Below are 26698 nucleotides of genomic sequence, written 5' to 3'. Positions count from 1 at the left end.
CTCATGTGGACCGTTTCTTCATCGACTTCGGCCCCAGCGGGTGGTCGGCATGGGGATAGGGCGGATGGTGATGATCGTGCCCATGATCATGGCTGTGGCCGTGGTGATGGTGCCCGTGGCCATGATCGTGGTCATGAGCATGATGATGGTGACCGTGCGAGTGGCCATGGTCGTGGTGGTGATGGTGCCCCGACGCCTGTTCCTCGCAGGCTCCGGTGCACACATCCTCGCAGAGCTTGCACTCGGCGTCCGCGCCCAGCCCCTCGACATGGTGGTGGTGGCTTTCTTGCGGCCGCCCGACATCCGCCTCGAAGCCCAGCACCTGCTCCCGGTACTTGCACATCTGGCAGTTCATCAGGTTGGCGCCCTGCAGGATCTCGGTGACCCGGTCCGCCATAGTGTCGATCACCTGGGGATGGTCGTTGAGATAACCGGCCTTGACGAACTCGATGTCCGGATGGCGCTCCGCAACCTCGTCCGTGTTGTTGTAGATGCGGCTGACGAGGACGCCGGAGAACAGGAAATACGGGAAGACGACGATGCGGCGATAGCCGAGCCTGGCCGCGTGTTCGAGACCAGGCTCGACCAGCGGGAAGGTGACGCCGGAATAGCACGTTTCGGCCCAGCCGAAGCCGAAGCCTTCCCACAGCATGCGAGTGATCTTGGCAACATTGGAATTTGCGTCGGGATCGGACGCACCGCGCCCCACGACCATCAGCAGGGTCTCGTGCAGCGGCACGTCGCTGCCGGCCTTTTCCAGCGCCTCGCGGATGCGCTCGCCGGCAGCCCGGATCATCCTGGTGTCGACGGCAAGCTCGCGCCCATAGGTGATCGTCAGGCCCTCGTGCTGTGCCTGATAGGTATTGAGCACGGAGGGAATGTCGTTCTTGGCATGGCCGGCCGCAAACAGCATGCCCGGCACGGCGAGGATGCGGGTGCAGCCCTGCTCACGCAGTCGGTCGAGACCATCCTTGATCACCGGATTGGCGAACTCGAGATAGCCGTATTCCACCGGCCAGCCGGGAAAGCGGGTCTTCAGCCGGTCGGCAAGCTGCGCGAACTCGCGCACCGCTCCGCGGTTGCGGCTGCCGTGGCCGCAGATCATCAGGCCCAGCTTTTCGCCCGTCTCAGTCATAACGTCGGCCATCATGCCCCTCCCCGGTCGCGCCGGACGGGACGCTCGGCCAAAACGGCGGCGAAGACAAATTCTGGTTTCATCTCAAAAACTCCCTCTTGGCCACGCGCCCGCGTGAGAAGCCGGACGGGTCCGACGCAGCGCCGCCGGGAGGGAATGAAAGCGGCCGGATACAGGACAGGGTCCCCGCACGACCAGCCGTCGCACCGGACCGAATACCGCTCGGACAGCTCCGGACTGGACCCCCGATTTGGGTCGGTCGCCACCGGACTCGCTTTCAGTCCCTGCAGGGACGCCGTCATTGGCCGGGCACGCTAGTGGAGCCTTGCGCCCCCCGCAAGGGCCAATTGCGGCAGTTGCTGTCGGCAACGCGGCGGGCAAAACGCGCCTGTTCCGGAAACCGGTTCTTCACCGCTTGGTGGTAAAGCAGAGCAAACACAAGAAGGGAGATGACCGAGCATGACCGACACCGCGTCCGCCAGCGCGCTTGGAGCTGCCATGGCCGTGGCCGACCGCACGCCGGCCGGCCTGACGCTCGCGCGTCTTGAGGGGCTCGAACTCCTGCCCGCGCCGATCAATCCGGACTGGGTTCTGGAGGGAGATCCACAGGCACGCGCGGTGCAGCTGGCCAGCGGGCAGGACCGCAATGCCAACATGTCGGTCTGGGACTGCACGGACGGTCGCTTCAACTGGTATTTCGGCTGCGATGAGGCGGTCTACATCCTAGAAGGGTCGGTCACGGTCATCGGGCCGGACGGCGAGGTGCGCAAGCTCACGGCCGGCGACACCGCCTATTTCCCGGCCTTCACCTGGTTCGAGTGGCAGGTCCACGGTTATGTGCGCAAAGTGGCGTTCTGCCACGACGTCGTGCCGCCGCTGGCGCGCCTGCCGCTGCGGATCTATGCCCGCCTGTCGCGAATCAAGGCCCGGCTCTACACGGCCGCCTTCGGCGTTCCCCCGGAGAAACGACGCCGCGCCTCCTGAGCGCAGACGAACGCGAGGACTCGTTCCGGTTTCCATGGCCTGTGCTATGGTCTAGCCTGCCGGAAAATATCCGGGAGGCTCATGTCCATGTCCATGATTTCGCTGGTCCTGACGGCAATCGCCGACGATCGCCCGGGCCTCGTCGAGCGGCTGTCCGACGTGATCGCCGCCCACGAGGGCAACTGGATCGAAAGCTCCATGTCGCGGCTTGCCGGCACCTTTGCCGGTCTCGTCCGGGTCGAGGTGCCGCAGGAGCGTGTCGAAGCGCTGGAGGCCGCGCTGTCGCGGCTGTCGGCCGACGGCATCGCCACCACGCTGAAGCGCAGCGAGACGAGCCACGAGACCCACGGGCAAGCCGCCCGCATGACCGTGATCTGCCAGGACCACCCGGGAATCGTGCATGCTGTGGCCGCCGTGCTGGCGGCCAAGGGCGTCAGCATCACCGAACTGGAGACGGAGGTTTCCGCCGGCTCGATGAGCGGCGAACGGATGTTCCGCGCGCAAGTGGACGTCGTCCTGCCGGTGGACCTTTCCGCCGGCGATCTTTCGACCTCACTCGAGACCCTGGCCGGCGACCTGATGGCCGAGATCGACTTCAGCGACACGGTCTGAATAGACCGCGCATCGCTCAGGCGGGGTCGATCGCCACCATGTGATTGTCCCAGGAAATGCCGGCGCCGGATGCCAGCAACATCGGCGCCCCCCTCCGGTCGCCGCTTTCGCTGAGGGAGCCCTGCCCGTCCGAGATCAAGAAACCGCTCTCGTCGAGCGGTGCGACGCCGCAGGCGTCGGCCCGCTGCTGGCTGGACAGGAAAGTCCCATCCAGGGCAGAAAAATAGAGGATGCGGCCGGCGCGCGGGCAGGACGCAGCGACCACCTCGCCGTCGCGGCTCGTGGTGACGGACCCGACATAGTTGGCCAGCCGCCCGCGCAGCTCGTCCGGTACATCGTGCAGGCGCAGGCGCCCATCGACGGTATCCAGCGATGCCATCAGCGGCGGCGTCTCCTCAAGGCTGCCCTCGTACTGGCCGCCGATCCACACCTTTCCGCCGCCGGTGACCGCCATGTGGCGGAGCGACAGCTTGTGCAGGCCGGGAGGCAGGTCCGCGACGCCGCGCACCGTGCCGGTGTCGCGGTCGATCACGGTCACGTTCGGCTGCATCGTGTCGATGTTGAGCTTCTCGCGCCCCTTGTCCGGATGCGTCTCGATGCCGCCATTGGCAACAACGATGCTGCGCCCGTCGGGCAGCGGCAGGATGTCGTGCGGGCCGATGCCGCCGGACCAGAACTCGCCGACACGCTGCGGCCGCTCGCCGCTGAGATCATAGACGCCGATCACCCCGCGGTTGGCGACGTAGTCGTTCTCCGTCGCATAGGCGAGCCGACCATCGGGCGAGAAGGCGCCGTGCCCGTAGAAGTGCCGACCGGGCACTGCCTCGAATACGACCGGAGGACGGGCGCCGGCTGTATCGAAGCTGACGGCAAAGGTGCCGGGGCGACGGGCGAAGGCGAGACAACGCCCGCTGAGAGGACAGACCGCAACGTCGTGGCCACGGCCGGGGAGCGGGATCACCTGACGGTCGATGCCATCGAGCCCGGTCACCACGATGCTGTGGCTGCCGTCCGGCTCACGCCGGGCGGCGGCAAAGAGCGGATCGTCTGACAGGCTGGCTGCGCTCGCCCGCATCCCGTCCAGGGCGAGTGCCAGCGCCGCCAGGGCAGCGCCGCCTCCGACAAGCAGAGATCGCCGGTCAATCGCCGTCCAGAGCATTGAAGCCTCCGCGGAAATCGAGATAACCGGCAAGCTCTCCGCCCAGCGTCATGCGCAGTCCCGTGAGCACCGTGAGAACATAGCCTAGCCGGCCGCTTGCCTGCTGGTCGGCGAGCGCGGCCTGCAGATCGGCGGGAACCGCCCCCAGCGCCCTCAGCGCGTTGCCGCGTTCGAAGGCCAGCGTATCGCCGATCCATGCTCCATCTTCGGAGCCCTGGGCAAAACCGGCCGCCAGAAAGGCCTGCGACAGCCCGTCGATCGCGCCGGCCAGATAGCCGGTACCGTTGTGCGAGCGGGAGAAGGGCACACGCGCGGCCCGGGAGGCCGCCGGCCCTTCGCCGACCAGCGGCACCAGCATCTGGTCGCGGATCAGTTCGAGCGAGGTCATCAGCGCGTTGAACACGAAGCCCGCCGCTTCCTTGTGGGTCCTGGCAAGACCGTTCTCCGGTCCGGGAGCCAACAGCAGCTCGGTCTGGCCGGTCGGCGCGGCAAAGGCGTCCCGGATCTCCGTGGCGGTCTCGCCGAGACGGGAGGCCAGGGCCGCCGCATAGGCGCAGCGATAGGCGCCCTCCTCGCCGGCGTCCGCGAGCAGGACCTTGCCGTCCTTGTCGAAAGCCGCCCATTCGAGCGCCGTCAGTCCCTGCAAGGCAACGCTCTTGTCGCGCAGCCGGGCCGCATCCAGCGCCGTCTCGTCGCGGTCGGCGATCAGGCGTGTCACCTGCCGGCGAACCACGCCGCGCCCGTCCGGAATGAAGGCGACGCGCTCCAGCCGGTTCTCGTCGGCAAGCGCGCCGGCGCGCAACACGGAAAGGCGCGCGACCGCCTCGACGGCGTCGGAAAAGGCGGCCGAGAACGGCTCGTCCGATCCGCCGGTGCAGGCCGTCTCGATGCCCGAGTCAAGCGCCGGGACCACCTCCACGAGCGCATCGCTGGCTGGCAACGCAAACCCGGAGACGATGGCCGGCCAAAAACGGGAATAGTCCACCTCGGCAGCCGCCGGCTTCGATATCGCCACACTTCCTGCCGCAACGATGAGACCGGTCAGCGCCATCGATGCGGCAAAGTGCGCCAGCCGGCCGGCTGGCGCACGTGCGTCGCTCCCCTGCCGCGCTTCGCGTTGTGCATCCGTCATGGTCGTGCTCCCGTTCTCGGTCTTTTCGCTTTGCCGTTCGTCAGAGCGACTTGAGGAAACGCAGCAGCGCCTCGCGGTCCGCGCGGTCGAGGGCCGCATAACCGTCACGCGCCGCCTGACCTTCGCCGCCGTGCCAGAGGATCGCTTCCTCCAGCGTGCGGGCGCGCCCGTCATGCAGGTAGCTTTCCTGCCCCGACACGAGCTCAGTCAGTCCGATACCCCATAGCGGGGCGGTGCGCCATTCCCGTCCGGAGGCATTCGCCAGCGGCCGATTGTCTGCAAGCCCTTCTCCCATGTCGTGCAGCAACATGTCGGAGTAGGGCCAGATCAGCTGAAAGCGATGCGCCTCCAGCTCCGCCTTGCGCGAGGTGACATATTTCGGGCGATGGCAGCTGGCACAACCCAGCGCATGAAACTGCGCCTTGCCGGCAAGAACCTGTGGATCGTCGACATCGCGGCGGCGCGGCACTGCGAGGTTGCGCGAGTAGAAGTCGACCAGTTCCAGTACCGGATCCGGCCCTTCGGTCGGCCCCAGATTGTCCTGTTCGCCGGTCGGCATGGCGAGGCATTCGGTCTGTGCCGGCATGCAGTCGCCATGGGGATGCGGCTCGTCCGGCGTCGAGATGCCGATGTCGCCGGCGAATGCGCCGGCCGACTGCGCGCGCACCGTCGGCGCCTCGCCCTTCCAGCCGAAACGGCCCAGCACCTTGCCGCCGGTCGCAGGGTCCGGCAACCAGCTCGGACGGCCGGAAATACCGTCCCCGTCGCTGTCGTCCGGGTCGGCGCCTGCAAGGATATCGCCCGGATGGATCGCCTCCAAAAGGCCAAGGCCGATCATCTGCGGAGCGACGCGCGGGGAGGCGAGCACATCCGGAGACATGGGGCCGTAACCGAGATCGGTCATCCGATAGTCCGGCACCCGCAGGCTGACGACCGTGCCGTCGCCCAGCGTCACAGGGGTCTCGCTGTAGCGAACCTCCAGTCGGCCCTCGGATTTCAGACCAGGCACCGCATAGGTCTGGAACTGGGTGCCGTAGGTTGGCTCCGGGCGCAGTATCTTGCCGGCTTCAGGTTCGCCAGGCACCGAAAGGCGCAGGAACAAGGCGACCGGCTCCTCGCCTTCGCGCGGCGGGTGGCCGCGCCCGTCCTTCAGATGGCAGCCCTGGCAGGAGCGGGCATTGAACAGGGGACCGAGCCCGTCGGACGCATTGGTGGAGGATGGTGAGGACACCCACAGCTTGCGGAACAGGCCGTTGCCGAGCGCGAAGCGCTGCTGGTCCTCGAATGAGATGTTGGCGGAGGGGAAAGAGAACGCGTTGACGTTGATGCGCTTGATGTAGGTCGCAGCTCCGCCGGGCATCGCCTCGAAGGCCTCGGCAGCAGAGAAATCGGCCGGGTCGGCGATGACCCTTGCGACTCTTGCGCGGTCGCGCGGGCTGAGGTCGTCCCGATGAGGAAGTGCAGCTTCGCCAGCAGCGGCGGGCAAGGAAAGGCTCGCAGCCACACACAGGCTGGCGGCGGCATTCAGATAGGCTGACGGCATGGAACATTCGCATTGCCTGAGTGCCCGGCGCCCCGGCCGCCGGCACATGGGTGGAAGCCGCGGCGGACCCGTGTCCCCCGCCGCGGCTGGTTCTTCTGCCTCGCGCTTACTGGAAGACTGCGCCCGGATTGTCGAGGCTGTCGGAGCCCTCGAAGGCAATCTCGTCGAGGCCGAGCGTCGCGACGGCGCGCTCGATGGACCGGGTCTGATCGATGAGCGAATCCACGGCGGCCTGCACCACCGCATTGCCCTCCTCGTTGCCCTCGCCGATCATCTGATCGTAGGCCTCGACCGTCTCGGCACGCTTGCGCAGCGCCTCGAAGGCCGCCAGCGTCGCGTCGACCTTGGCCGTGACTTCCTCGGCAACGGCCGCATCCTTGGCAGCGACCAGATCGCGCAGCGAGGCGCCTTCGACCGACTTGCCGGCAAAGCCCTCATAGCGGCCGAACCACACGTTGCGGATGCCCATCACGTCGTCGTAGTGCGACATGTGAGTGTTGTCGGAGAAGCAGTCGTGCTCTTCCTCCGGATCGTGCAGCATGAGGCCGAGCTTCATGCGCTCGCCTGCCAGCTCGCCGTAGGACAACGAGCCCATGCCGGTCAGGATCGTGGCAAGACCACCGGCCTCGCCCTTCTCCGCGAGCTCGGCGCGGGCGGCCCCGCCGTCTTTCCAGGCATCGGCCATTTCCTTGAGATCGGACAGCAGCAGTTCGGTCGCAGCCTTCAGATAGGCGGCGCGACGCTCGCAATTGCCGCCGGTGCAGTTGGCCGTGTCGAAGTCGGTCGCCGGACGGTTGCCCGCGCCCTTGTCCGTGCCGTTCAGGTCCTGTCCCCAGAGCAAAAACTCGACCGCATGGTAGCCGGTCGCCACATTGGCCTCGATCTCGCCGGCTTCCTGCAGCTCTTCCGACAGAAGCGCCGGAGTGATCTCGGTCGCGTCGATCTCGCGGCCGCCCGCGGTGATCTTCGGGTTGGCGATGACATTGGCGGTGTAGAAGGCGTTCTCCGGATTGTCGCTGCCGTAACCGGCGTCGACATAGTCGATGAGACCCTCGTCCAGCGGCCAGGCGTTCACCTTGCCTTCCCAGTCGTCGACGATCGCATTGCCGAAACGATAGACCTCGGTCTGCTGGTAAGGCCGGCGAGCGGCAAGCCACGCCTTGCGGGCGGCGGCCAGCGTCTCGTCGGACGGCTTGGCGATCAGCGCATCGACGGCTGCGGACAGGTCCTCGGCAGTTGCCACGGATTCGGCATAGGCGGCCTCAGCAATGTCACCATAGGTGTCGAGTACGGCGGCGGCGTCCGCCGCCCGTGCCAGGCCAGCCGGCAGCAGGGCAATGCCTGCAAGCATCGTCGCCAGCCACAGGGTTTTCTTCATCTTAGGCGATCCTTCCATTCGAGTTATTTGCGAGCCGACATGCGGCAGAGGTCAGTGCCGCGTCTCGGTTGCCCCGTGCGTTGCCAACGGCACGGGCCCGCGGCAGGCAAGGCAGGCGGGATCCGGCAGGACCAGATCTAGGCGGCGGAGCGTGTCGGCAAAATTCGCTGCCGCCTCCAGGGTGAAAGGCAATCCGCCGGAGATCACCAGCTCCTCGGCGATGTTCGCAGCTGCCTCCCGGTCGCCGCGCTGCCAGGACGCCACCAACGCGACTGCAAGGCATTCGTGGGCGCAGCGATGCGGGCAGTCGTAAGGGAGAAGGGACAGGCCGCACTTGGCCCAGCCGTTGAGCGCCCGGGCGAAACAGGACAATCCGGTGACCGCATGGCGCGCCCGGTTGATGCCCAGCCGCCCCGCATAGAGCGTCCAGGCCATTTCCCAACATTCGATGCTGCCTGTCCGATATCCGGCGAGCCAGCGCCGCAGCCCCTCGACAACAAGCGTCTCGACCTCGTCGCCGGGCGCAGAAGCGGGCGAACGATGGTCTTGCAATCCTCCAGTCACGTCAGCCTCCAATCACCGGGGGTAAAGGCCCCGACATCAAAGGGCCTGGCTGGCCGGGCACGGCTGAACTAACGCTATTATGAGTTTTGCAGTCAAGATAATATTCCAATAAAATCAATATATTAGAAGAGTTCTAAACTAAATCGAGCCGCAGTCTAGCGAGGGCCTGAGCGGATTCTTGCTTGTAAAACAGGAATGTTCGTCCCGCAGAAGAGCGCGCGTACTCAGCCGTTTGCAACCCGAGGCAAACTGGCAGGAGCGACGCGGCGGGCCGCCCCCAGAAGGCCCGGAGCGGGCGGGGCGAGCATCAGGCGCTGCAGATCGCCGGCCGGAACGGGGCGCGAATAGAGAAAGCCCTGGATCGCGCGGCAGCCGGCAGCACGCAGGAACGCAAGCTGCTCGTCCGTCTCCACGCCCTCGGCAAGCACCGGCGTGCCGAGCGACTGGCCCAGCATGAGCACCGAATGCACGATGGCGCGCGCTTCGTCGGATACCGCAAGATCGGAGGTGAAACCGCGGTCCAGCTTGATCCGGTTGAAGGGATAGATCCGCAGGCTGGCGAGAGCCGAATAGCCCGTGCCGAAATCGTCGAGGGCAACCGAGACGCCAAGCGCCTGGATCTCCCGCAGCATCTGCAGGCTGAGATCGAGATCCGCCATGAACGAGGATTCGGTAACCTCGATCTCCAGCCGGGCCGGATCGAGCCCTGTCTCGCGCAGGACCTCGCCGATTCGCTCCGGCAGGCCGCGTTGGCGCAGTTGGATGGCGGAGAGATTGACCGCCACCTTCACCGGCCTGGCCCAGGTCACGGCCTGGCGGCAGGACTGTTCCAGCACCCAGTCGCCAATCGGGATGATCTGCCCGTTTTCCTCAGCGATCGGGATGAACACCGCCGGCGACACCGAGCCGTATTCGGGATGCGTCCAGCGCACCAGGGCCTCGGCACCGGAAAACGCACCGGTCTCCAGATCCATCTGCGGCTGGAAGAAGAGGGAGAACTCGCCCCGCTCGACCGCGCCGCGCAGGGCCACCGAGAGCTCGCGGCGGCGACGTTCGGCCTGGTCCATAACGCTGTCGCAAAAACAGGTGCGCTCGATGGTGTCGATCTTGGCGCGCGCGAGCGCAAGCCCGGCATTGGCCAGCAGATCGGAGGCGGACAGTCCATTGTCGGGATAGATCGCAACGCCCATGCCGGAGGCGCAGGGCAGCACCATGCCGGATGCCTTCAGCGGACGGCGGAACAGGGCGTCCAACCGCTCCAGGAACCCATCGACCTTTTCGGACACAGACAGACGGCGCATCACCGCAAATTCGTCACCGCCGATGCGCATAGCGACTTCACCATCCTTCAGCCCGTTCTGGATGCGGGCGCCGAGTGCCGCCAACAGGGCATCGCCGGCCGTATGGCCGCGCAGGTCGTTGATCGCACGGAAATCGTCGAGATTGACCAGCACCAGGCACAGGCGGCTGTCGTTGCTGTCGGCCCACACGCATTCCTCGTCGAGGCGGCGGGAGAACAGCGACCTGTTGCCCAGACCGGTCAGCGGATCGAAATCGGAAATGCGCTGCAGGTCGGCATCGGCCGTGGTGCGGGTCTTCAGGTCCAGCAGGGCCGTGACGACACCCATGCCGATCACCATGGATCCGACGCCGGCAACCGCAAGGGCAAGCGCCCAAAACTGGTCGACGTTCGGCGCGAAAACCGGGCGCAGCGGCGTCACGCTCATCGCCGTCATGCCGGTGAAATGCAGGAGCACGATGCCAAGGACCAACGCCGTCGTGGCGCCATGCCGACACCAGCGGGTGGTCGGGCGCATGAAGCGGTTGAGTGCCAACGCCCCGAACACGAGGCTCGCGATCACCGAGGCGACCACATAGTCCGGGTTCCAGTTGATGATGCCTTCGACCCGGTATCCGGCCATGCCGAGGTAGTGCATAGAGGCGACCGATGCCCCGATGACGATGCCGCCGGCCTCGGGCGCGAAGCGGAACAGCCCGCTGCACGCCAGAGCGAAACCGAGCGCCGAACCGACAATGGCGAGAAACAGCGAGAGGATCGTCAGCGTCGCGTTGAAGTAGACCTCCGCCTGCGTTTCATAGGCGAGCATCGCGATGAAATGCGTGCACCAGATCGAGGAGCCGGTGGCCATGCCATTGAGAAAGAGCCAACCCGCACGCGTCCAGCCTTCGGTGTCGCGGGCGCGCTGAAACAGGCGAAAGCTGATCCACGCACCGACCACGCACATGCCAGCCGCCAGCGCGACCAGCGCCGGATTGTGATCTATCGTGATGCAGGCGATGACATCGAGCACGAACGGCCCACCATGAAGGACGTGTCGGCCATCCTCCGGCGGATCGCACGCACAATGGAACTGATCCAGACACGAGGCCCCTGCGGCGCCCATACCTGCAACCAGTTGCATTATCCTTGAAAGACCTTAACGGATCCCTATCCGGGTTTTCCCTTACCCGGAAAACCGTCCGGTAATCCGGCGCAAAAATCCTCGCAGGGCCTCCGCTTCGGCGTCATCCAGATCGCCAAGCAGACGCCTCTCCGCCTCGGCGATCCGCGGTCGTACCGCGCGGAACCGCTCCCGCCCTTCGCGGGTCAGGCGGTACGCGACGCGGCGACCGTCACCTGCAACGCGAACCTGTTCCAGCATCCGGGCCGTGACGAGCGGCTTGAGTGCCGTCGTCAGCACCGAAGGTGCGCTGGACATGGCGGCCGCGACATCGCGATGGGTGATGCCCGGATTGCGGTCGACCAGTTCCAGGACCATGAACTGGAGCGGCGTCAAGGCTTCGCCGGCAAAGACATCGCCGAAGACCTGATGACCGCGTAGGAAGGCATGGCGCAGGAGGTGGCCGACCAACTCGTTGAGAAGGCCGTAGTCGAGGGACGCGACCGACGGGTCTTCGCCCGGGCCTGCGCGCGCGCTCATGGTCACGCAGCCGGGACGATCGGCGGGCGTTGGTTCAAGGCCTCCACGTCGAAGCCGGCGATCCGCTTGTAACCGGCCGCCGTTTCCAGCAGCTCTTCGCGCGAAAGCACGTCCTCGATCCGCCCGAACCCGTCCGGGGCTCGCTCCTCGACCACATCGAGCACCTTGTCGGGGCCGTCGGCGCGGTTGGCGAGCACGATGCGCGCCGTGGCCGGACGCCGCTCCTCCTCATAGGCGGCAAGCGCTGCAGGCACCGCGCCATGACGCAGGATCTCGCGGGTCAGCACGCGGGCGTCGAGAATCGCCTGGCTCGCCCCGTTCGAGCCGATGGGATACATCGGATGCGCGGCATCGCCCATCAGCGTCATCGGCCCATGGGTCCAGCGCGGCAGCGGGTCCCGGTCGACCATCGGATATTCGAAGATGTGCTCGGCATTGCGGATGAGCGCGGGGATGTCGAGCCAGTCGAACCGCCAGGTGTCGAACCGCGGCAGGAAGTCGTCCGGATTGCCCGGCCGGTTCCAGTCCTCGCGCCGCCAGATGTGATCCGCCGGCATCCTGAGATCGGCGATCCAGTTGATCACCGCACCGGGCCTGCCGTCGTCGAGCGTGATGTCCTCGATCGGATAGCAGACGAACTTCCGCGGTTTGCAGCCGGTCATCGCCATCGAGCGACGGGTGAGAAAATGCGAGGCGCGGGTGACGCCGCGCCACATGACGATGCCGCCCCATACGGGCAGGCCCTCGTCCGGATAAAGCCCCGCACGGGCTGTCGAGTGAATGCCGTCGGCAGCGATGTAGACGGCGCCCCTGGCGCTGCCCGCCTGCGCGCCGGTCTCCCGGTCGACGAGATCGATCTCGACACCGCCCTCGCTCTCGCGCCATGCGGCAACGGAAACGCCGCAGGTCACCGCGTCGGGGCCCAGCCGCTCGCGCACCGCGTCGAGCAGCATCATCTGCAGACGGCCGCGATGGATGGAAAATTGCGGCCAGTCGTAGCCGGCGGAACGTCCGCGCGGCTCCGACCAGATCGGCTGGCCGTGGCTGGAAAAATAGGCCACTTCCTGCGTCCTGAGCCCGATGGCATCGAGCCGGTCGAGCAGGCCGAGCTCGTCGAGTTCGCGCACCGCATGCGGCTGAAGGTTGATGCCGACGCCGAGCGGGCGGATCTCCCGCACCGCCTCGAAGACACGGACGGGCACGCCGATCCGATGCAGGCTGAGGGCGAGCGTCAGGCCGGCGATGCCAGCGCCGGCAACGAGAACGGTCATGGTGGAAATCCTTGCGCCGAAAAAAAGCCCCGCCGGCCGCGAACGGCCGGCGGGGACAGCCGGTTACTCGCCAGCGTATTGGGTGATCAGCGCACGGGCGTCCTCGACCATTGCAGCGCCGTCATAGCCCTTGCCCGAGACTTCCTCGACCCAGGCAGCGACGACCGGCTCGGCCGCAGCCTTCCAGCGATCGACCTCTTCCGGCGGCAGCTTGCGCATCGTGTTGCCGGCCTTCTCGGCAGCGGCAATGCCCGGCAGGTCGCCCTCGTCCATGACACGGCCGACCCACTTGGACACTTCGCGGCCGCTGTTGGCGTCGATGATCGCCTTCAGGTCCGCCGGCAGGCTGTCATACTTCGCCTTGTTCATGGCGAAGACGAAGGTCGCGGTGTAGAGCCCGCGCGAGCCCTCGAAATCGGTATGGCTGTTGACGAGTTCGGCGACCTTCAGCGGCGTGGTGACTTCCCACGGCACGACGGTGCCGTCGATCACGCCCTTGGACAGCGCTTCGGGCATGGCCGGAACCGGCATGCCGACCGGGGTCGCGCCGAGCGCGCCGAGCAGCGCGTTGGTCTGGCGGGTCGGACCGCGCAGCTTGAGACCGTTCATGTCCTCCAGCTTGGTCACGCCCTCGCCCTTGACATGCAGCAGGCCGGGGCCGTGCACATGCACCGCGATCGGATGAACGTCCTTGAATTCGTCCTTCAGATACTTCTCGTAGAAGTCCCAGAACGCCTGACTGGTCGGCTCGGCCTTGCCGGCCATGAAGGGCAGCTCGAAAGCCTCGGTGCCCGGGAAGCGGCCCGGCGTGTAGCCCGGCAGGGTCCAGACGATGTCGACGACGCCGTCGCGCGCCTGATCGTAGAGCGAAGGCGGCGTGCCACCGAGTTGCATCGCCGGGAAGACCTCGACCTTGATACGGCCGTTGGACTCGGCCATCACCTTCTCGGCCCAGGGCGTGATGAAATTCTTCGGAACCGGCGCCGGAGCCGGCAGGAAATGGTGCACGCGCAGGGTCACGTCCTGCGCCAGCGCCGGAGAAATGCCGGCACAGGCCAGCGCCGTCGCGGCAACGGCGAGCGTTTTCAGTCGAAGCATTCGGTATCCTCCCAGTTTACCTCGCACGGCCCCGGCGCATCGCGCCGACCGTCGTCTGCCCTGCCGGCTGCCGCCGGTCCGGGCCAAGCCCATGCGGACGCGACCACCCCGGCTCCTCCCGGCGGACCGCATCCAGATCGTTTATTATGTAAACGATTATGCCCGTCAACGGGCCGCCGATCAATCGCCGATACGCCTCTCAGAAGCGCGAGACCATCCGGTAGGACTGGGGATGCAGCATGCGCACATGGGTGATCGGCTGGTCGATCAGCCAGGTGGTGCGCTCGAACAAGAAGACCGGCGCGCCGGGTTCGATGGCCAGTAACGTCGCTTCCTCGCGGCTGGCTGCGGCGGCGCTGAGGCCGATCTCCATTTCCGAAAAAGGAGCGAACTTCACCAGCCACTCGTTCGGGCTCATGCGTTCGAACGGCTCGTCGGCGATCTCCGGAACGGCGGCGATGTGGATCCAGCGGTCCTCGTATTGCCACGGCCGGTTGTCGGCGAAATGCAGGCAGCGCACATGCAGCATCGGCGTGCCGGCGGCCAGGTCGAGCCGGGCCCGTATTCCCTCCGGCGCCTCCAGCCGCTCGCGGCTGAGGATCGAGAAGCGATATTGGGCGCCGCGCGCCTCGACCTCGCTGCGCACCACCGGGATCTCCAGCCGCGCCTCGCGCAAGGGATGTTCGGCGATGCGGGTGCCGGCGCGGCGCTTGCGCTCCACCAAGCCTATCTCGGCAAGCTCCCTAAGCGCCCGGTTGACGGTGACGCGGGCGCAGCCGAATTCGCGCGCCAGATCCTCCTCGCCCGGGATCAGCTCGCCGGGCAGCCAGACCCGCTCGCTGATGCGCTTGAGGATTTCCGCCTTGATCGCCCGAAAGGAATTCGGCACCCGGATGCCGGCCGGCACCGGATCGCCGTCCTTAGCAGGCACGACGGGTGGTGACATCACATGCTCCGCTTCAGGGTCTGCATCGCGTTGCGGTAGCCGGCCTCGATCCGCGCGCGGTCGACATGGCTGCCGTCACGCACCATATGGCGCCCGGCTGCCCACACGTCACGCACCAACCTATCGTCGCCGGCGAAAATCCATGCATCGAGCAGCGTGTCGCCGGCGAGCCCTTCAAGATGCAGCGAGGCTGCGTCGAGGGCGACAAGATCGGCCCATGCCCCCGTGCGGATCGCACCGCTGTCGCGACCGAGCGCCCGCGCTCCGCCTTTCAGCGCCTCGTCGTAGAGCCGGCGACCGCAAGAGCGCTCGCTCGTCGCCAACACCGCGCGGTGCCGGTCGCGCAGGCGCTGGGAATATTCCAGCGTGCGCAACTCTTCCGACAGCGCGATGCGGATGTTGGAATCCGAGCCGATGCCCAGCGTCCCGCCTTCGGCCAGATAGCGCGCGCCGTCGAAGATGCCGTCGCCGAGGCTCGATTCGGTGATCGGGCACAGACCCGCGACCGCGCCGCTCGTCGCAATCGCCTTGCGCTCGCCATCGGTCAGATGGGTGCAATGGATCAGGCACCAGCGCTCGTCGACCGCGTGCGTGTCGAACAACCATTCGACCGGGCGACGGCCAAGGGCGGCCAGCACCTCCTCCACCTCGCCGGTCTGCTCGGCAATGTGCATGTGCAGGGGATCGGCGGGGCGCAAACCTGCGACCTTCGCAAGGTCCTCCGCCGGCACCGCGCGCAGCGAATGCGGCGCGATGCCGAGCCGCGCGTCGGCGGAAAGCGCCTTCACCGCATCCTCCACCCCCTCGACGATCCGCGCAAAGCCGTCGAGATCGGAGCCGAAGCGTCGCTGGCCGCCGGCCAGCGGACGGCGGTCGAGCCCGCCGGTCGTGTAATAGACCGGCAGCAGCGTCAAGCCGATGCCGGAGGTCTGCGAGGCGGCCGCGATGCGGCGGGACAGCTCCGCCCGGTCATCATAGGGCGTGCCGTCCGCCTGGTTGTGCACGTAGTGGAACTCGGCGGAGGCGGCATAGCCGGCCTCCAGCATTTCCATCTGTACGAAGGCGGCCACGGCCTCCACCGTCTCCGGCGTGAAGGCGCCGAGGAAGCGGTACATGATCTCGCGCCAGGTCCAGAACGTGTCGTGCTCGGCGGTGCCGCGGAATTCGCTCAGGCCCGCCATCGCCCGCTGGAAAGCGTGGCTGTGCAGGTTGGCCGGTGCCGGCAGCAGGATTCCGACCGCGCGTTCCGCTGCAGCCTCAGATCGTCCAACGCCTTGCAATACCTCGCCGATCCGCCCGTCCGCAGCGATGTCCACCACCACGTCGCGCGTCCACCCCGTGGCCAGCAAGGCCGTCTCCGCAAAGATCCGCATTCCGTCCGCCTCATTTTTGCGATTGACAATTATGTACATACATATCGTAATTAAACAAACACATATTGCGGCCCGCCGGAAGAGCTTTCGACCGGCATCCCTGGGAGGGGTCATGCCAGAAACTGCGCCCGGATCCGCCGCCGGCGAGGTCCTGACCGCCCTGCGTCTTGCGACCATGGTCGCGGGCACCGTCCCCTATGGCCTCGTCGAGAACGGCGCTGTCGCAATCGGTTCCGACGGCCGCATCGCCTGGTGCGGCAGCGCCGCCGATCTGCCCGCAAAATTTGCGTCCTGGTCGTCCCGGTCCTTGGACGGGCGCCTCGTCACTCCCGGCCTCGTCGACTGTCACACCCATATCGTCCATGGCGGCAACCGGGCCCGCGAGTTCGAGCTTCGCCTCGAGGGCGCAAGCTACGAGGAGATCGCCCGCGCCGGCGGCGGCATCGTCTCCACCGTCGCGGCGACGCGTGCAGCGAGCGAGAACGATCTCGTCGCTTCCGCCCTGCCCCGGCTCGACACGCTGATCGGCGAAGGCGTCACCACCATCGAGATCAAGTCGGGCTACGGCCTGACGATTGCCGACGAGATGCGCATGCTCGCAGCCGCCCGGCGCCTGGGGCGGGAACGCGGCGTGCGCGTCGTCACGTCCTGGCTCGCCGCCCATGCGGTGCCGGCCGAATACAAGGGCCGCTCGCAGGCCTATCTCGACGAGGTTGCGCTGCCGGGCCTCAAGGCGGCGCATGCGGCGGGTCTTGTCGACGCCGTCGACGGCTTCTGCGAAGGCATCGCCTTTTCCCCGGCAGAGATGGCGCAGGTCTTCGACCGCGCAAAAGCGCTCGGCCTCCCGATCAAACTGCATGCCGAACAGCTGTCCGATCTGGGCGGAGCCAAGCTCGCCGCACAATACGGCGCCCTGTCGGCTGATCACCTCGAATATCTCGGGCAGGACGGCGTCGATGCGATGGCGACCTCCGGCACCGTCGCCGTGCTGCTGCCCGGCGCCTTCTTCACGCTGCGGGAGACGCAGGCGCCTCCCGTCGCCGCCTTGCGCGCAGCCGGCGTGCCGATCGCCCTTGCCACCGACTGCAATCCCGGGTCCTCGCCGCTGACCTCGCTGCTGCTTGCCATGAACATGGGCGCGACCCTATTCCGCCTCACGCCGGAAGAGTGCCTTGCCGGTACGACCCGCGAGGCGGCACGGGCGCTCGGCCTTGCTGGCGAGATCGGCACCGTCGAGGCCGGCAAGCGTGCCGACCTTGCCGTTTGGGATGTCGCGGAGCCGGCCGAGCTGACCTACCGCATCGGCTTCAACCCGCTGCACGAACGCATTTTCGGAGGCGCACAATGAGCGTCATGACCCTCACGCCGGGCAGCGTCACGCTCGCCCAGCTCGAACGCATCTATCGCGAAGACCTCGCCGCCCGCATCGACCGTGCCGCGCAGCCTGCCATCGAGCGCGCGGCCGAGCGGGTCGCTGCGGCCGCCATGGGCGAGGAAGCCGTCTACGGCGTCAACACCGGCTTCGGCAAGCTCGCCAGCGTCAAGATCGCGAGCAGCGATACGGCGACGCTCCAGCGCAACCTGATCCTCTCCCACTGCTGCGGCGTCGGCGAGTTGCTGGACGGCGCGACCACACGGCTGATGATGGTGCTGAAGCTGCTGTCGCTCGGACGCGGCGCCTCGGGTGTGCGCTTCCAGGTGCTGAAGCTCATCGAGGACTGCCTCGCCGGCGGCATCACCCCTTGCGTTCCCTCGCAAGGGTCGGTCGGCGCCTCCGGCGACCTTGCCCCGCTCGCTCACATGACCGCCGTGCTGATCGGCGAAGGCGAGGCGGAGTATCAGGGCACGCGCATGCCCGGCCGCGCCGCGCTGGACAAGGCGGGGCTCACGCCGGTCGTGCTCGGCCCGAAGGAAGGTCTCGGCCTCATCAACGGCACCCAGTTCTCCACCGCCTGCGCGCTCACGGGCCTGTTCGCAGCCTGGCGGCTGGCGGAAGCGACGCTGCTCACCGCGAGCCTGTCCACCGACGCGATCATGGGCTCGACCGCCCCGCTGCTGCCGGAAATCCACGCGCTTCGCGGCCATCGCGGCCAGATCGAGGTCGCGAGCGCCATGCGCGCCCTGATGGAAGGCTCGCAGATCCGCGAGAGCCACCGCACCGGCGACAGCCGCGTGCAGGACCCCTATTGCATCCGCTGCCAGCCGCAGGTCGCCGGCGCTTGCGTCGACCTTCTGCGCATGGCCGGCCGCACGCTGGAGATCGAGGCGAATGCGGCGACCGACAACCCGCTGGTGCTGATCGACGAGGGGCGCATCGTCTCCGGCGGCAACTTCCACGCCGAGCCGGTCGCCTTCGCCGCCGACCAGATCGCGCTGGCGATTGCCGAACTCGGCGCCATCGCCCAGCGCCGGGTGGCGCTGATGGTCGATCCGACGCTGTCCTTCGACCTGCCGCCCTTCCTTGCCCGCGATCCCGGCCTCAACTCCGGCATGATGATCGCCGAGGTAACGACGGCAGCCTTGATGAGCGAGAACAAGCACCTCGCACATCCCTGCTCCATCGATTCCACCCCGACCAGCGCCAACCAGGAAGACCATGTCTCGATGGCCGCCCATGGCGCACGGCGGCTGGAGCGGATGAACGCCAATCTCGCCGTCATCCTCGGCGTCGAGATGCTATGCGCGGCCGAAGGCATCGAGCACCGTGCCCCGCTCGCCACCAGCGCGCCGCTGGCCGCCGCCGTCGCCCGGCTGCGCCAGTATGTGCCCCCGCTGGAGGCCGACCGCTACATGGCGCCCGACCTTCAGGTCGCAGCCCACCTCGTCGCCAGCCGCGAGGTCGTCGCGGCGGCGAGCGAAACGGCCCTGCTGTCGCTGGGAGAGGCCGCATGACGCCCGTCGAGATCCGCAAAGGTACGAGCCCGATCGTCCTCGGCCTGCCCCACACGGGCACTCATGTGCCGGAGGAGATCTCAGCAAGGCTCAATGCACGCGGGCTGGAGCTCGCCGACACGGACTGGCACATCCACCTGCTCTATGACGGCCTGCTGGACGATGCCACCACGGTCCGCGCGACCTTCCATCGATACGTGGTCGACGCCAACCGGGACCCTGCCGGCGCGAGCCTTTATCCGGGCCAGAACACCACCGGCCTCGTGCCGGAGACGGATTTCGACGGCGTTCCGATCTGGAAGGACGGCGAGGCCCCGACCGAAGCCGACTTGGCTGCCCGGCGCGAGGCCTTCCACGCGCCCTATCACGCAGCGCTTGCGGCCGAGATCCAGCGGGTGAAGGCGATCCACGGCGTCGCCATCCTTTACGACTGCCACTCGATCCGCTCGCACATCCCCTTCCTGTTCGAGGGCACGCTGCCGGACTTCAACATCGGCACGAATGGCGGTGCAACCTGCCACCCCCTGATCGAGCAGGCCGCCGTCGAGGTCTGTGGCGGGGCGCAGGGCTATTCCAGCGTCCTCAACGGCCGTTTCAAGGGCGGCTGGACCACCCGCCACTACGGCCGGCCTGCGGACAATGTCCACGCCATCCAGATGGAGCTCGCCCAGTCGACCCATCTGGCAAGCGAAAGCGCACCCTTCGCCTATGACGAGGCGAAGGCGAGCGCCCTTCGCATCCATCTCAAGACCCTTCTCACCCGTCTGGAACGCCTCGCGCTCGACGGGTCGCTTGTCTCTGGAGGAAACACATGACCAACCCGCGCCACAACACCCGCACCGTGCGGGCGGCCACCGGCACCGAGATCACCGCGAAGTCCTGGCTGACCGAAGCTCCCTTGCGGATGCTCATGAACAATCTCGATCCCGACGTCGCGGAAAAGCCGAACGAGCTCGTCGTCTATGGCGGCATCGGCCGGGCGGCGCGCACCTGGGACGATTTCGACCGTATCGTCGCCACCCTCCGCGACCTCGAGGAAAACGAGACGCTGGTCGTCCAGTCGGGCAAGCCGGTCGGCGTCTTCCGCACCCACAAGGACGCGCCGCGGGTGCTGATCGCCAATTCAAACCTCGTCCCGCACTGGGCCAACTGGGACCACTTCAACAAGCTCGATAAGGCCGGGCTGATGATGTACGGCCAGATGACCGCCGGCTCGTGGATCTATATCGGCAGCCAGGGCATCGTGCAGGGCACCTACGAGACCTTCGTCGAGGCCGGCCGCCAGCACTATGGCGGGTCGCTCAAGGGCAAGTGGATCCTCACCGGCGGCCTCGGCGGCATGGGCGGCGCCCAGCCGCTCGCCGCGGTGATGGCCGGCGCCTGCTGCCTTGCGGTGGAGTGCAATCCGGAATCCATCGATTTCCGCCTGCGCACCCGCTATGTCGACGAGAAGGCGGAAACGCTGGACGAGGCGCTGGAGATGATCGAGCGCTGGACGAAGGCGGGCGAAGCCAAGTCCGTCGGCCTGCTCGGCAATGCGGCGGAGATCTTCCCCGAACTGGTGCGGCGCGGGGTGAAGCCGGACATCGTCACCGACCAGACCTCGGCCCACGATCCGATCAACGGCTACCTGCCGAAGGGCTGGACCATGGCCGAATGGGCGGCCAAGCGCGAGAGCGATCCGAAGGCGGTGGAGAAGGCCGCGCGCGCCTCCATGCGCGAGCATGTCGCTGCCATGGTCGACTTCTGGAACATGGGCGTTCCGACGCTCGACTACGGCAACAACATCCGCCAGGTCGCGCTGGAGGAAGGGCTGGAAAACGCCTTCGCCTTCCCCGGTTTCGTGCCCGCCTATATCCGCCCGCTGTTCTGCCGCGGCGTCGGCCCGTTCCGCTGGGCCGCCCTGTCGGGCGATCCGGAAGACATCTACAAGACCGACGCCAAGGTGCGCGAACTGCTGCCCGACAACACGCATCTGCACCGCTGGCTCGACATGGCGCGCGAGCGCATCTCGTTCCAGGGACTGCCGGCGCGCATCTGCTGGGTGGGCCTGGGCGACCGCCACCGGCTGGGCCTGGCCTTCAACGAGATGGTGCGCAACGGCGAGCTCAAGGCGCCGATCGTCATCGGCCGCGACCATCTCGATTCCGGCTCCGTCGCCTCGCCCAACCGCGAGACGGAGGCCATGCAGGACGGCTCGGACGCCGTGTCGGACTGGCCGCTGCTCAACGCGCTGCTGAATTGCGCAAGCGGGGCGACCTGGGTCAGCCTGCACCATGGCGGCGGCGTCGGCATGGGCTTCTCGCAGCATTCGGGCATGGTGATCTGCTGCGACGGCAGCGAAGATGCCGACCGCCGCATCGAACGGGTGCTGTGGAACGATCCGGCGACCGGCGTGATGCGCCACGCGGATGCCGGCTACGACATCGCGCTCGACTGCGCCAGGGAACACGGCCTGCGCCTGCCCGCCATCCTCGGGAACTGAGGAACGGGTCCGCGGGACGTTCAAAGGGCCGGAAAGGCCTCATGATGCTGTGAAGGAAAACCAACCAGAGGACTGTGCTGCCATGAAGAGACGTGATTTCCTCAAGACCGCCGGTGTCGGCGCCGTCGCCACCGCCGCCACCGGAGCCCTCGCGGCCCCGGCCATCGCCCAGGACGTGAAGCGCTGGAAGATGGTCACCGCCTGGCCGAAGAACCTGCCGGGACCGGGCGTTGCCGCGCAGATGCTCGCCGACCGCATCACCGCCCTGTCGGGCGGCCGCATCGAGGTGCAGCTCTATGCCGCCGGCGAGTTGGTGCCGGGCAATGGCGTATTCGACGCCGTAGCGGAAGGCACCGCCGAGCTTTATCACGCGGTTCCGGCCTACTGGGGTTCCAAGTCCAAGGGCATCCTGCTGTTCGGCTCGCAGCCGTTCGGCCTGCGAGCGGACGAGCAGTTCGGCTGGCTCGCCCATGGCGGCGGCCAGGCGCTCTACGACGAGATCTACGGCCGCTTCGGTCTGAAGCCGTTCCTGTGCGGCAACTCCGGTCCACAGTGGGCCGGCTGGTTCCGCAACGAGATCAACTCCGTTGACGACCTCAAGGGCCTGCGCTTCCGCACCACCGGCCTCGCCTCGGAAATGTGCGCCAAGCTCGGCATGGCCGTGCAGGCGATGGGCGGGCGCGACATGTTCCAGGCGCTGCAGTCGGGCGCGCTCGATGCGGGCGAGTTCATCGGTCCCTGGTCCGATTCCGCCCTCGGCTTCCAGCAGGTCGCCAAGAACTACTACTGGCCGGGCGTCGGCGAGCCGTCCTCGGCCGAGGAATGCGCGGTCAACAAGGCCGCCTATGACGCGCTGCCGGAAGACCTGCAGCAGGCCGTCGCGCTGGCTTGCGAGTCGCTCTACAACCCGGTCTGGACCGAGTACACGACCAAGCATGCGATGGCCCTTCAGCAGCTCGTCGCCGAACAGGGCGTGCAGGTGAAGAAGCTGCCCGACGACGTCATCGTCGCCATGGGCAATGCTGCTGGCGAGGTGATCGGCGAGCTGCGCGAGAACGACGACGAGCTGGTGCGCCGGATCGTCGAGAGCTTCCTCGCCTATCGCGCCTCGGTCGCCGACTACATGGTCTACGCCGACAACGGGCAGATGAACGCCCGCGCGATGGACTACAAGTACTGAGCGGGCCTCGGTAAAACCTGCTAGGGTCCGGGCAGCGGTTCCGGACCCCGGCACCCGCTGTCCCAAAGGTCGCGGGCCGGTCATCGGCTCGCGATCCCCTCCCTGATCGCCCGCACGAGAGGACAAGGCCCGTGCTTGCCCGCCTTGCAGACAGGCTCGACCTGATCAACCGCTCCGTCGGCGCCCTGGTGCGCTGGCTCGCGCTCTTCATGGTGTTGCTGCAGTTCGGCGTGGTGGTGCTGCGCTACGTCTACGGCATCAGCTTCATTTTCCTGAACGAGGGCGTGCTCTACATGCATGCCGCCCTGTTCATGCTCGGCGCGGGCTACACGCTGCTCGTCGACGGCCACGTGCGCGTCGACATCTTCTACGCGAAACTCGGGACGCGCGGCCGCGCAGCCATCGACGCCCTGGGCGCCGTGATCTTCCTGCTGCCCTCGCTGGCGATCCTCCTGTGGTGGTCCTGGCCGTCGGTCCGCAATTCCTGGTCCGTCATGGAAGGCGCCATCTCGGTCGGCGGCATTCCGGCCTCCTTCCTGCTCAAGTCGCTGGTGCCCGCCTTCTGCGTGCTGCTGGCCGTTCAAGGTATCGCCTGCCTGCTGCGTGACATCTCGCGCCTTCTGGCGCCGCAGGATGCCACCGCCGCTTCCGACAATGGGACCCGCGCCTGATGCTGCCGCTCGACCTCCTGATGTTCGCCGCGCTGATCATTGCGATCCTCATCGGCTATCCGGTGTCCTTCATCCTCGCGGGCATCGCAACGCTCTTTGCCATTCTCGGCCATTTCACCGGCCAGTTCGACATGAGCCTGCTCGGCGCGCTCGGCCAACGCGTCTTCGGCGTGATGACCAACGACGTGCTGATCGCCATCCCACTCTTCGTCTTCATGGGCGTGGTGCTGGAAAAAAGCCGCATCGCCGAGGACCTGCTGGAGACCGCCGGCCGGCTGTTCGGCACTTTGCGCGGCGGCCTCGGCATCTCCGTCGTGCTGGTCGGCGCCTTGCTTGCCGCCTCCACCGGCATTGTCGGCGCCACCGTCGTGGCGATGGGCCTCATTGCGCTGCCGACCATGCTGCGCAACGGCTACGACGCGCGGCTGGCATCCGGCATCGTCTGCACCTCCGGCACGCTCGGCCAGATCATTCCGCCCTCCACCCTGCTGATCATTCTCTCCGACGTTATGTCGAACGCCTATCAGCAGGCGCAGTTCCGGCAGGGCAAGTTCACCATCGAGACCATCTCGGTCGGCCAGGTGTTCGCAGCAGCCCTGCTGCCGGGCCTGATGCTGGTCGCGATCTACATCGTCTACCTGCTCGTCAAGGCCTGGTTGTCGCCGGCCTCCGCCCCGGCCATGCAGCATGAGGGCGAGCGCCCCTCGGCGCGGGAGATTTCCGGGGCCATCCTGCCGCCGGTGCTGCTCATCATCGCCGTGCTCGGCTCGATCCTCGGCGGCATCGCGACGCCGGGCGAGGCCGCGGCCGTCGGCGCCATCGGTGCGCTGCTGATGGCCTCCGCCCGCTTCGGCAACGGCAACCGCAAGCTGGTGGTCGCCGGCGCGGCGAGCCTCGCCCTGCTCGCAGTGCTGATCTCGGTCCATCCCGTTCGCCTGCAACGCAGCGACGTCGGCCCGCTCGACTGGGCGGCCGGCGCTCTCGCAACGCTGCTTGTCATCGTCTCGGCCGCCGCGATCCTGCAGGCGCTTGCTCGCACCTTCCGCGCCGACGTGCTGAAGCCGGTGATGAATTCGACCCTGTCCGTGACGACGATGATCTTCGCCACCATCATCACCGCCAGCATCTTCTCTCTCGTCTTCCGCGGGCTCGGCGGCGATCACCGGATCGAGGAATTCCTGACCAACATGCCCGGCGGCCCGGACGCTGCCCTGCTCTTCGTCATGGCGCTGGTCTTCCTGCTCGGCTTCTTCCTCGATTTCGTCGAGATCTCGGTGATCCTGCTGCCGCTGGTGGCGCCGGTGCTGATCCTGATGGGCCACGACCCGGTCTGGCTGTCGATCCTGATCGCGATCAACCTGCAGACCTCGTTCCTGACCCCGCCCTTCGGATTCTCGCTCTTCTACCTGCGCGGTGCGGCTCCTCCGGAAGTGACGACCGGGCAGATCTACCAGGGCGTCATTCCCTTCATCGCGTTGCAGATCGCCGGCATCGGCCTGGTCTGGCTGTTGCCGCAGATCGCGACCACCCTCCCCGGCCTGATCTTCTGATCGCGAGACCCTTGCAGGTTCAGACCGGCGCGATCACCACGCTCTCACCCTCGGGGAAGAACACTTCCTCGAGGTTGACGCCCGGCCCGCTGCGGTCGACGACCAGAAAGTCCTGCATGGGCTGAAGCACCAGCAGCGGGTGATGCCAGACGCCGCGGGCGATCTGGACACCCTGGTCGCCGCGCGCGAGAAAGCAGCGGCAATCGCCGGGGCGCGCCTGGCTTGCGACAACCACCAGCCACGCATGCTGCTGCATCGGAACGAAAGCCTGGCTGCCGAGCGGATGGCGCTCCAGCATCCGTATCGCGATGGGGCTGGGCCACGGCGTGCCCCGAAAGATCGAGAGGATCGGCTTGCCCTCGGGGCCGGGGTCGGCCTCGGCGAGTGCATGGAACCTGCGGGTGCGCCCCTCGTTGATGAGGTGGCTCGCCTCATGGCGGGCTTCGACCACATCGCCGAAGGGAGCAAAGGCCTCCCGGGTCAGCGGTTCAGGCATCAGCACGTGGCTCAAGCTCTTCTCCTGGCAAATTCGGCGAGACGCGACGATTTGGGCTCTGCGCACCCTTGGTAGCAAAGTCCAGGCGATAACGCAGCCGTAACGGCGATGACTGCAAGTGTCACATCGGGGCAACAGGCCTTAACGATTCCTTACAAGACCGCCTCTTTCATGCACGTGGCGATTGCAAGCGGCAGCAGCTTGGTGAAAGTACGTGTCAGCACGCTACCACTTTTGCGCGTGCCGAATTTGTTTGCATATCTTCATGCACACCTTGGGAGGGTGTCATTTCATACCGTTTCCCCCATGGCCGCTTCCGCGCGGTTTCCGGTCGCGAGTTGCTGTCCACGTCCTGCGTGGCGGCTCTCATCGCAGGTACCGGCTCCGCCGCTGCCCAGGATGCAACCTCACAGGTCGAGCGCTACTGGGGAGCATGGGGTGAACTTGGCGCCCAGGCGGGAACGGAAGCCGCTGCCTTCCTCGAAGGGTTCATGCCCGTCGGACAGGACGGCGACAGCTTGGTCTTCCTCGACCTGCGCCTCGACTACGGCGAGAACGCGCGCGGCTCCATGTCGGTCGGTTTCGGCGCGCGCGAGCTGGTGTCCGACAACCTGGTGATCGGCGCCAACGCCTTCGTCGATGTCGTTCGCACCGAAAACAATGAATACCATCTCGGCGCCACCGTCGGTCTCGAGGCCTTCACCTCCATCTTCGATCTGCGCCTGAACGCCCATATCCCGCTGGGCGGCAAAAAGGTGCTCGACAGCCGGACCGTGACCACCGGCGTCAACGTCGTCAACAACCAGCTGGTGGAGCAGCGTGCCCAGATCGAGCGGACCGAAGGCCTCCTCTACGGCTTGACCGGCGAGCTCGGCGCCCTCTTCGATTCCCCCTTCTCCGACAACCAGAAACTGCGCACCTATGTCGGCGGCTATGTCTACGACCGCGGCGGCTACAAGATGGAGACCGGCGCCCGTCTCGGCCTGGAATACCAGATCAACGACGCTCTCGGCCTGTCCGGCTCGCGCCTGACGCTGGGAGCCGAACTCGTCTACGACAAGGACGACGAGCTCGACGCGATCGCGTCCGCGCGCTTCCGCATGCCGCTCTATGCCGGCCAGACCGCGGACGGCGACGAGACCCGCTCGCGTCTGTCGCCGATCCGCGAGCGCATGGCAGAAGGCATTCGCCGCGACAAGGGCATCCGCTCCGCCACGCGGGCCCGCTCGTCTGCGCTGGCCAACATTCCGGTCGTCAACCCGACCACCGGCCGGGTCTATGGCGGCA

General features: G+C 67.0%; 22 protein-coding genes and 1 pseudogene. 10 read left to right on the top strand and 13 right to left on the bottom strand.

The genetic code is table 11. The features are described from left to right. Position 1: 1 nt before the first annotated feature. Entirely contained in the window at positions 2-1150 is a 1149-nt protein-coding gene (locus MNI96_RS10680) for a sirohydrochlorin chelatase (RefSeq protein WP_249692887.1), read from the bottom strand. A 444-nt stretch (positions 1151-1594) separates the two neighbouring features. Between MNI96_RS10680 and MNI96_RS10675 the strand changes: the two genes are divergently transcribed. Together MNI96_RS10675 and MNI96_RS10670 are read left to right on the top strand one after the other, a co-directional pair. Further along, on the top strand, positions 1595-2119 hold the full coding sequence (locus tag MNI96_RS10675; protein ID WP_249692886.1) for a cupin domain-containing protein: 525 nt from the start codon (positions 1595-1597) through the stop codon (positions 2117-2119). Between the two features lie 87 nt (positions 2120-2206). Then, complete coding sequence (locus MNI96_RS10670; RefSeq protein WP_249692885.1) at positions 2207-2731, top strand: glycine cleavage system transcriptional repressor; 525 nt, start codon at positions 2207-2209, stop codon at positions 2729-2731. 16 nt (positions 2732-2747) lie between these two features. Here the strand turns inward: MNI96_RS10670 and MNI96_RS10665 are convergent, their stop codons facing one another. From MNI96_RS10665 to MNI96_RS10615, 11 genes are all read right to left on the bottom strand, one after another. Then, positions 2748-3890 carry a DUF1513 domain-containing protein gene (locus MNI96_RS10665; RefSeq protein ID WP_249692883.1) on the bottom strand — a complete coding sequence of 381 codons (1143 nt, stop codon included), beginning with the start codon at positions 3888-3890 and terminating at the stop codon, positions 2748-2750. Continuing rightward, entirely contained in the window at positions 3871-5022 is a 1152-nt protein-coding gene (locus tag MNI96_RS10660) for an imelysin family protein (RefSeq protein ID WP_249692881.1), read from the bottom strand. Before MNI96_RS10660 ends, MNI96_RS10665 begins: the two co-directional genes overlap by 20 nt. A gap of 40 nt (positions 5023-5062) precedes the next feature. Continuing rightward, positions 5063-6565: a di-heme oxidoreductase family protein gene (locus MNI96_RS10655; RefSeq protein WP_249692879.1), complete on the bottom strand. Its 1503-nt coding sequence runs from the start codon at positions 6563-6565 to the stop codon at positions 5063-5065. A gap of 106 nt (positions 6566-6671) precedes the next feature. Further along, the gene (locus MNI96_RS10650) at positions 6672-7943 is read right to left on the bottom strand and encodes an imelysin family protein (RefSeq protein WP_249692877.1); all 1272 of its coding nucleotides are present in this window, start codon (positions 7941-7943) and stop codon (positions 6672-6674) included. Between the two features lie 51 nt (positions 7944-7994). Continuing rightward, positions 7995-8507 (bottom strand): hypothetical protein, encoded by a 513-nt coding sequence (locus MNI96_RS10645; protein WP_249692875.1) that lies wholly within the window; start codon positions 8505-8507, stop codon positions 7995-7997. A 224-nt stretch (positions 8508-8731) separates the two neighbouring features. After that, positions 8732-10819: a putative bifunctional diguanylate cyclase/phosphodiesterase gene (locus tag MNI96_RS10640; protein ID WP_249692873.1), complete on the bottom strand. Its 2088-nt coding sequence runs from the start codon at positions 10817-10819 to the stop codon at positions 8732-8734. Positions 10820-10972: 153 nt separating this feature from the next. Further along, the gene (locus MNI96_RS10635) at positions 10973-11449 is read right to left on the bottom strand and encodes a MarR family winged helix-turn-helix transcriptional regulator (protein WP_249692871.1); all 477 of its coding nucleotides are present in this window, start codon (positions 11447-11449) and stop codon (positions 10973-10975) included. A gap of 2 nt (positions 11450-11451) precedes the next feature. Next, on the bottom strand, positions 11452-12720 hold the full coding sequence (locus MNI96_RS10630; RefSeq protein ID WP_249692869.1) for a flavin-dependent oxidoreductase: 1269 nt from the start codon (positions 12718-12720) through the stop codon (positions 11452-11454). A 63-nt stretch (positions 12721-12783) separates the two neighbouring features. Beyond that, entirely contained in the window at positions 12784-13818 is a 1035-nt protein-coding gene (locus tag MNI96_RS10625; protein ID WP_249692867.1) for a TRAP transporter substrate-binding protein, read from the bottom strand. A 199-nt stretch (positions 13819-14017) separates the two neighbouring features. Further along, positions 14018-14764, bottom strand: a complete 747-nt coding sequence (gene hutC / locus MNI96_RS10620) for a histidine utilization transcriptional repressor HutC (RefSeq protein WP_249692865.1) — start codon at positions 14762-14764, stop codon at positions 14018-14020. Beyond that, positions 14764-16137, bottom strand: coding sequence for a formimidoylglutamate deiminase (locus MNI96_RS10615; protein WP_249692863.1), 1374 nt, complete (start codon positions 16135-16137; stop codon positions 14764-14766). The genes hutC and MNI96_RS10615 overlap by 1 nt, the downstream gene beginning before the upstream one ends. Before the next feature lie 112 nt (positions 16138-16249). On the opposite strand from MNI96_RS10615, the gene hutI reads away from it, so the two are divergent. From hutI to MNI96_RS10580, 7 genes are all read left to right on the top strand, one after another. Next, complete coding sequence (hutI, locus tag MNI96_RS10610) at positions 16250-17485, top strand: imidazolonepropionase (protein ID WP_249692861.1); 1236 nt, start codon at positions 16250-16252, stop codon at positions 17483-17485. Continuing rightward, positions 17482-19029 carry a histidine ammonia-lyase gene (gene hutH / locus MNI96_RS10605; RefSeq protein ID WP_249692859.1) on the top strand — a complete coding sequence of 516 codons (1548 nt, stop codon included), beginning with the start codon at positions 17482-17484 and terminating at the stop codon, positions 19027-19029. Before hutI ends, hutH begins: the two co-directional genes overlap by 4 nt. Further along, positions 19026-19844 carry an N-formylglutamate deformylase gene (hutG, locus tag MNI96_RS10600; protein WP_249692857.1) on the top strand — a complete coding sequence of 273 codons (819 nt, stop codon included), beginning with the start codon at positions 19026-19028 and terminating at the stop codon, positions 19842-19844. Before hutH ends, hutG begins: the two co-directional genes overlap by 4 nt. Further along, a complete protein-coding gene (gene hutU / locus MNI96_RS10595; protein ID WP_097175863.1) occupies positions 19841-21514 on the top strand; it encodes a urocanate hydratase in 1674 nt (557 codons plus the stop codon). The genes hutG and hutU overlap by 4 nt, the downstream gene beginning before the upstream one ends. An 82-nt stretch (positions 21515-21596) precedes the next feature. Next, a complete protein-coding gene (locus MNI96_RS10590) occupies positions 21597-22694 on the top strand; it encodes a TRAP transporter substrate-binding protein (protein ID WP_249692855.1) in 1098 nt (365 codons plus the stop codon). 131 nt (positions 22695-22825) lie between these two features. Next, the gene (locus MNI96_RS10585; protein ID WP_249692853.1) at positions 22826-23365 is read left to right on the top strand and encodes a TRAP transporter small permease subunit; all 540 of its coding nucleotides are present in this window, start codon (positions 22826-22828) and stop codon (positions 23363-23365) included. After that, positions 23365-24915 carry a TRAP transporter large permease gene (locus tag MNI96_RS10580; RefSeq protein ID WP_502960323.1) on the top strand — a complete coding sequence of 517 codons (1551 nt, stop codon included), beginning with the start codon at positions 23365-23367 and terminating at the stop codon, positions 24913-24915. The genes MNI96_RS10585 and MNI96_RS10580 overlap by 1 nt, the downstream gene beginning before the upstream one ends. A gap of 19 nt (positions 24916-24934) precedes the next feature. Here the strand turns inward: MNI96_RS10580 and MNI96_RS10575 are convergent, their stop codons facing one another. Further along, positions 24935-25426 carry an ureidoglycolate lyase gene (locus MNI96_RS10575; protein ID WP_249692851.1) on the bottom strand — a complete coding sequence of 164 codons (492 nt, stop codon included), beginning with the start codon at positions 25424-25426 and terminating at the stop codon, positions 24935-24937. A gap of 341 nt (positions 25427-25767) precedes the next feature. Here MNI96_RS10575 and MNI96_RS22080 point away from each other — a divergent pair. Next, positions 25768-26160 (top strand): annotated as a pseudogene (locus tag MNI96_RS22080) (inverse autotransporter beta domain-containing protein); the annotation flags it as partial. Positions 26161-26698 lie beyond the last annotated feature (538 nt).

Origin of the sequence: Stappia sp. WLB 29 (genome assembly GCF_023507705.1) — a bacterium.
Classification (GTDB): Bacteria; Pseudomonadota; Alphaproteobacteria; order Rhizobiales; family Stappiaceae; genus Stappia.
This window is presented reverse-complemented; position numbering and strand designations above follow the sequence as displayed.

Coding starts and splice junctions, on each gene's coding strand:
- MNI96_RS10635 (WP_249692871.1), bottom strand. CDS start 11,449: ATGAGCGCGCGCGCAGGCCCGGGCGAAGACCCGTCGGTCGCGTCCCTC.
- hutH (WP_249692859.1), top strand. CDS start 17,482: ATGAGCGTCATGACCCTCACGCCGGGCAGCGTCACGCTCGCCCAGCTC.
- MNI96_RS10630 (WP_249692869.1), bottom strand. CDS start 12,720: ATGACCGTTCTCGTTGCCGGCGCTGGCATCGCCGGCCTGACGCTCGCC.
- hutC (WP_249692865.1), bottom strand. CDS start 14,764: ATGTCACCACCCGTCGTGCCTGCTAAGGACGGCGATCCGGTGCCGGCC.
- MNI96_RS10625 (WP_249692867.1), bottom strand. CDS start 13,818: ATGCTTCGACTGAAAACGCTCGCCGTTGCCGCGACGGCGCTGGCCTGT.
- MNI96_RS10680 (WP_249692887.1), bottom strand. CDS start 1,150: ATGATGGCCGACGTTATGACTGAGACGGGCGAAAAGCTGGGCCTGATG.
- hutG (WP_249692857.1), top strand. CDS start 19,026: ATGACGCCCGTCGAGATCCGCAAAGGTACGAGCCCGATCGTCCTCGGC.
- MNI96_RS10580 (WP_502960323.1), top strand. CDS start 23,365: ATGCTGCCGCTCGACCTCCTGATGTTCGCCGCGCTGATCATTGCGATC.
- MNI96_RS10665 (WP_249692883.1), bottom strand. CDS start 3,890: ATGCTCTGGACGGCGATTGACCGGCGATCTCTGCTTGTCGGAGGCGGC.
- MNI96_RS10670 (WP_249692885.1), top strand. CDS start 2,207: ATGTCCATGATTTCGCTGGTCCTGACGGCAATCGCCGACGATCGCCCG.
- MNI96_RS10675 (WP_249692886.1), top strand. CDS start 1,595: ATGACCGACACCGCGTCCGCCAGCGCGCTTGGAGCTGCCATGGCCGTG.
- hutI (WP_249692861.1), top strand. CDS start 16,250: ATGCCAGAAACTGCGCCCGGATCCGCCGCCGGCGAGGTCCTGACCGCC.
- hutU (WP_097175863.1), top strand. CDS start 19,841: ATGACCAACCCGCGCCACAACACCCGCACCGTGCGGGCGGCCACCGGC.
- MNI96_RS10655 (WP_249692879.1), bottom strand. CDS start 6,565: ATGCCGTCAGCCTATCTGAATGCCGCCGCCAGCCTGTGTGTGGCTGCG.
- MNI96_RS10615 (WP_249692863.1), bottom strand. CDS start 16,137: ATGCGGATCTTTGCGGAGACGGCCTTGCTGGCCACGGGGTGGACGCGC.
- MNI96_RS10590 (WP_249692855.1), top strand. CDS start 21,597: ATGAAGAGACGTGATTTCCTCAAGACCGCCGGTGTCGGCGCCGTCGCC.
- MNI96_RS10650 (WP_249692877.1), bottom strand. CDS start 7,943: ATGAAGAAAACCCTGTGGCTGGCGACGATGCTTGCAGGCATTGCCCTG.
- MNI96_RS10660 (WP_249692881.1), bottom strand. CDS start 5,022: ATGACGGATGCACAACGCGAAGCGCGGCAGGGGAGCGACGCACGTGCG.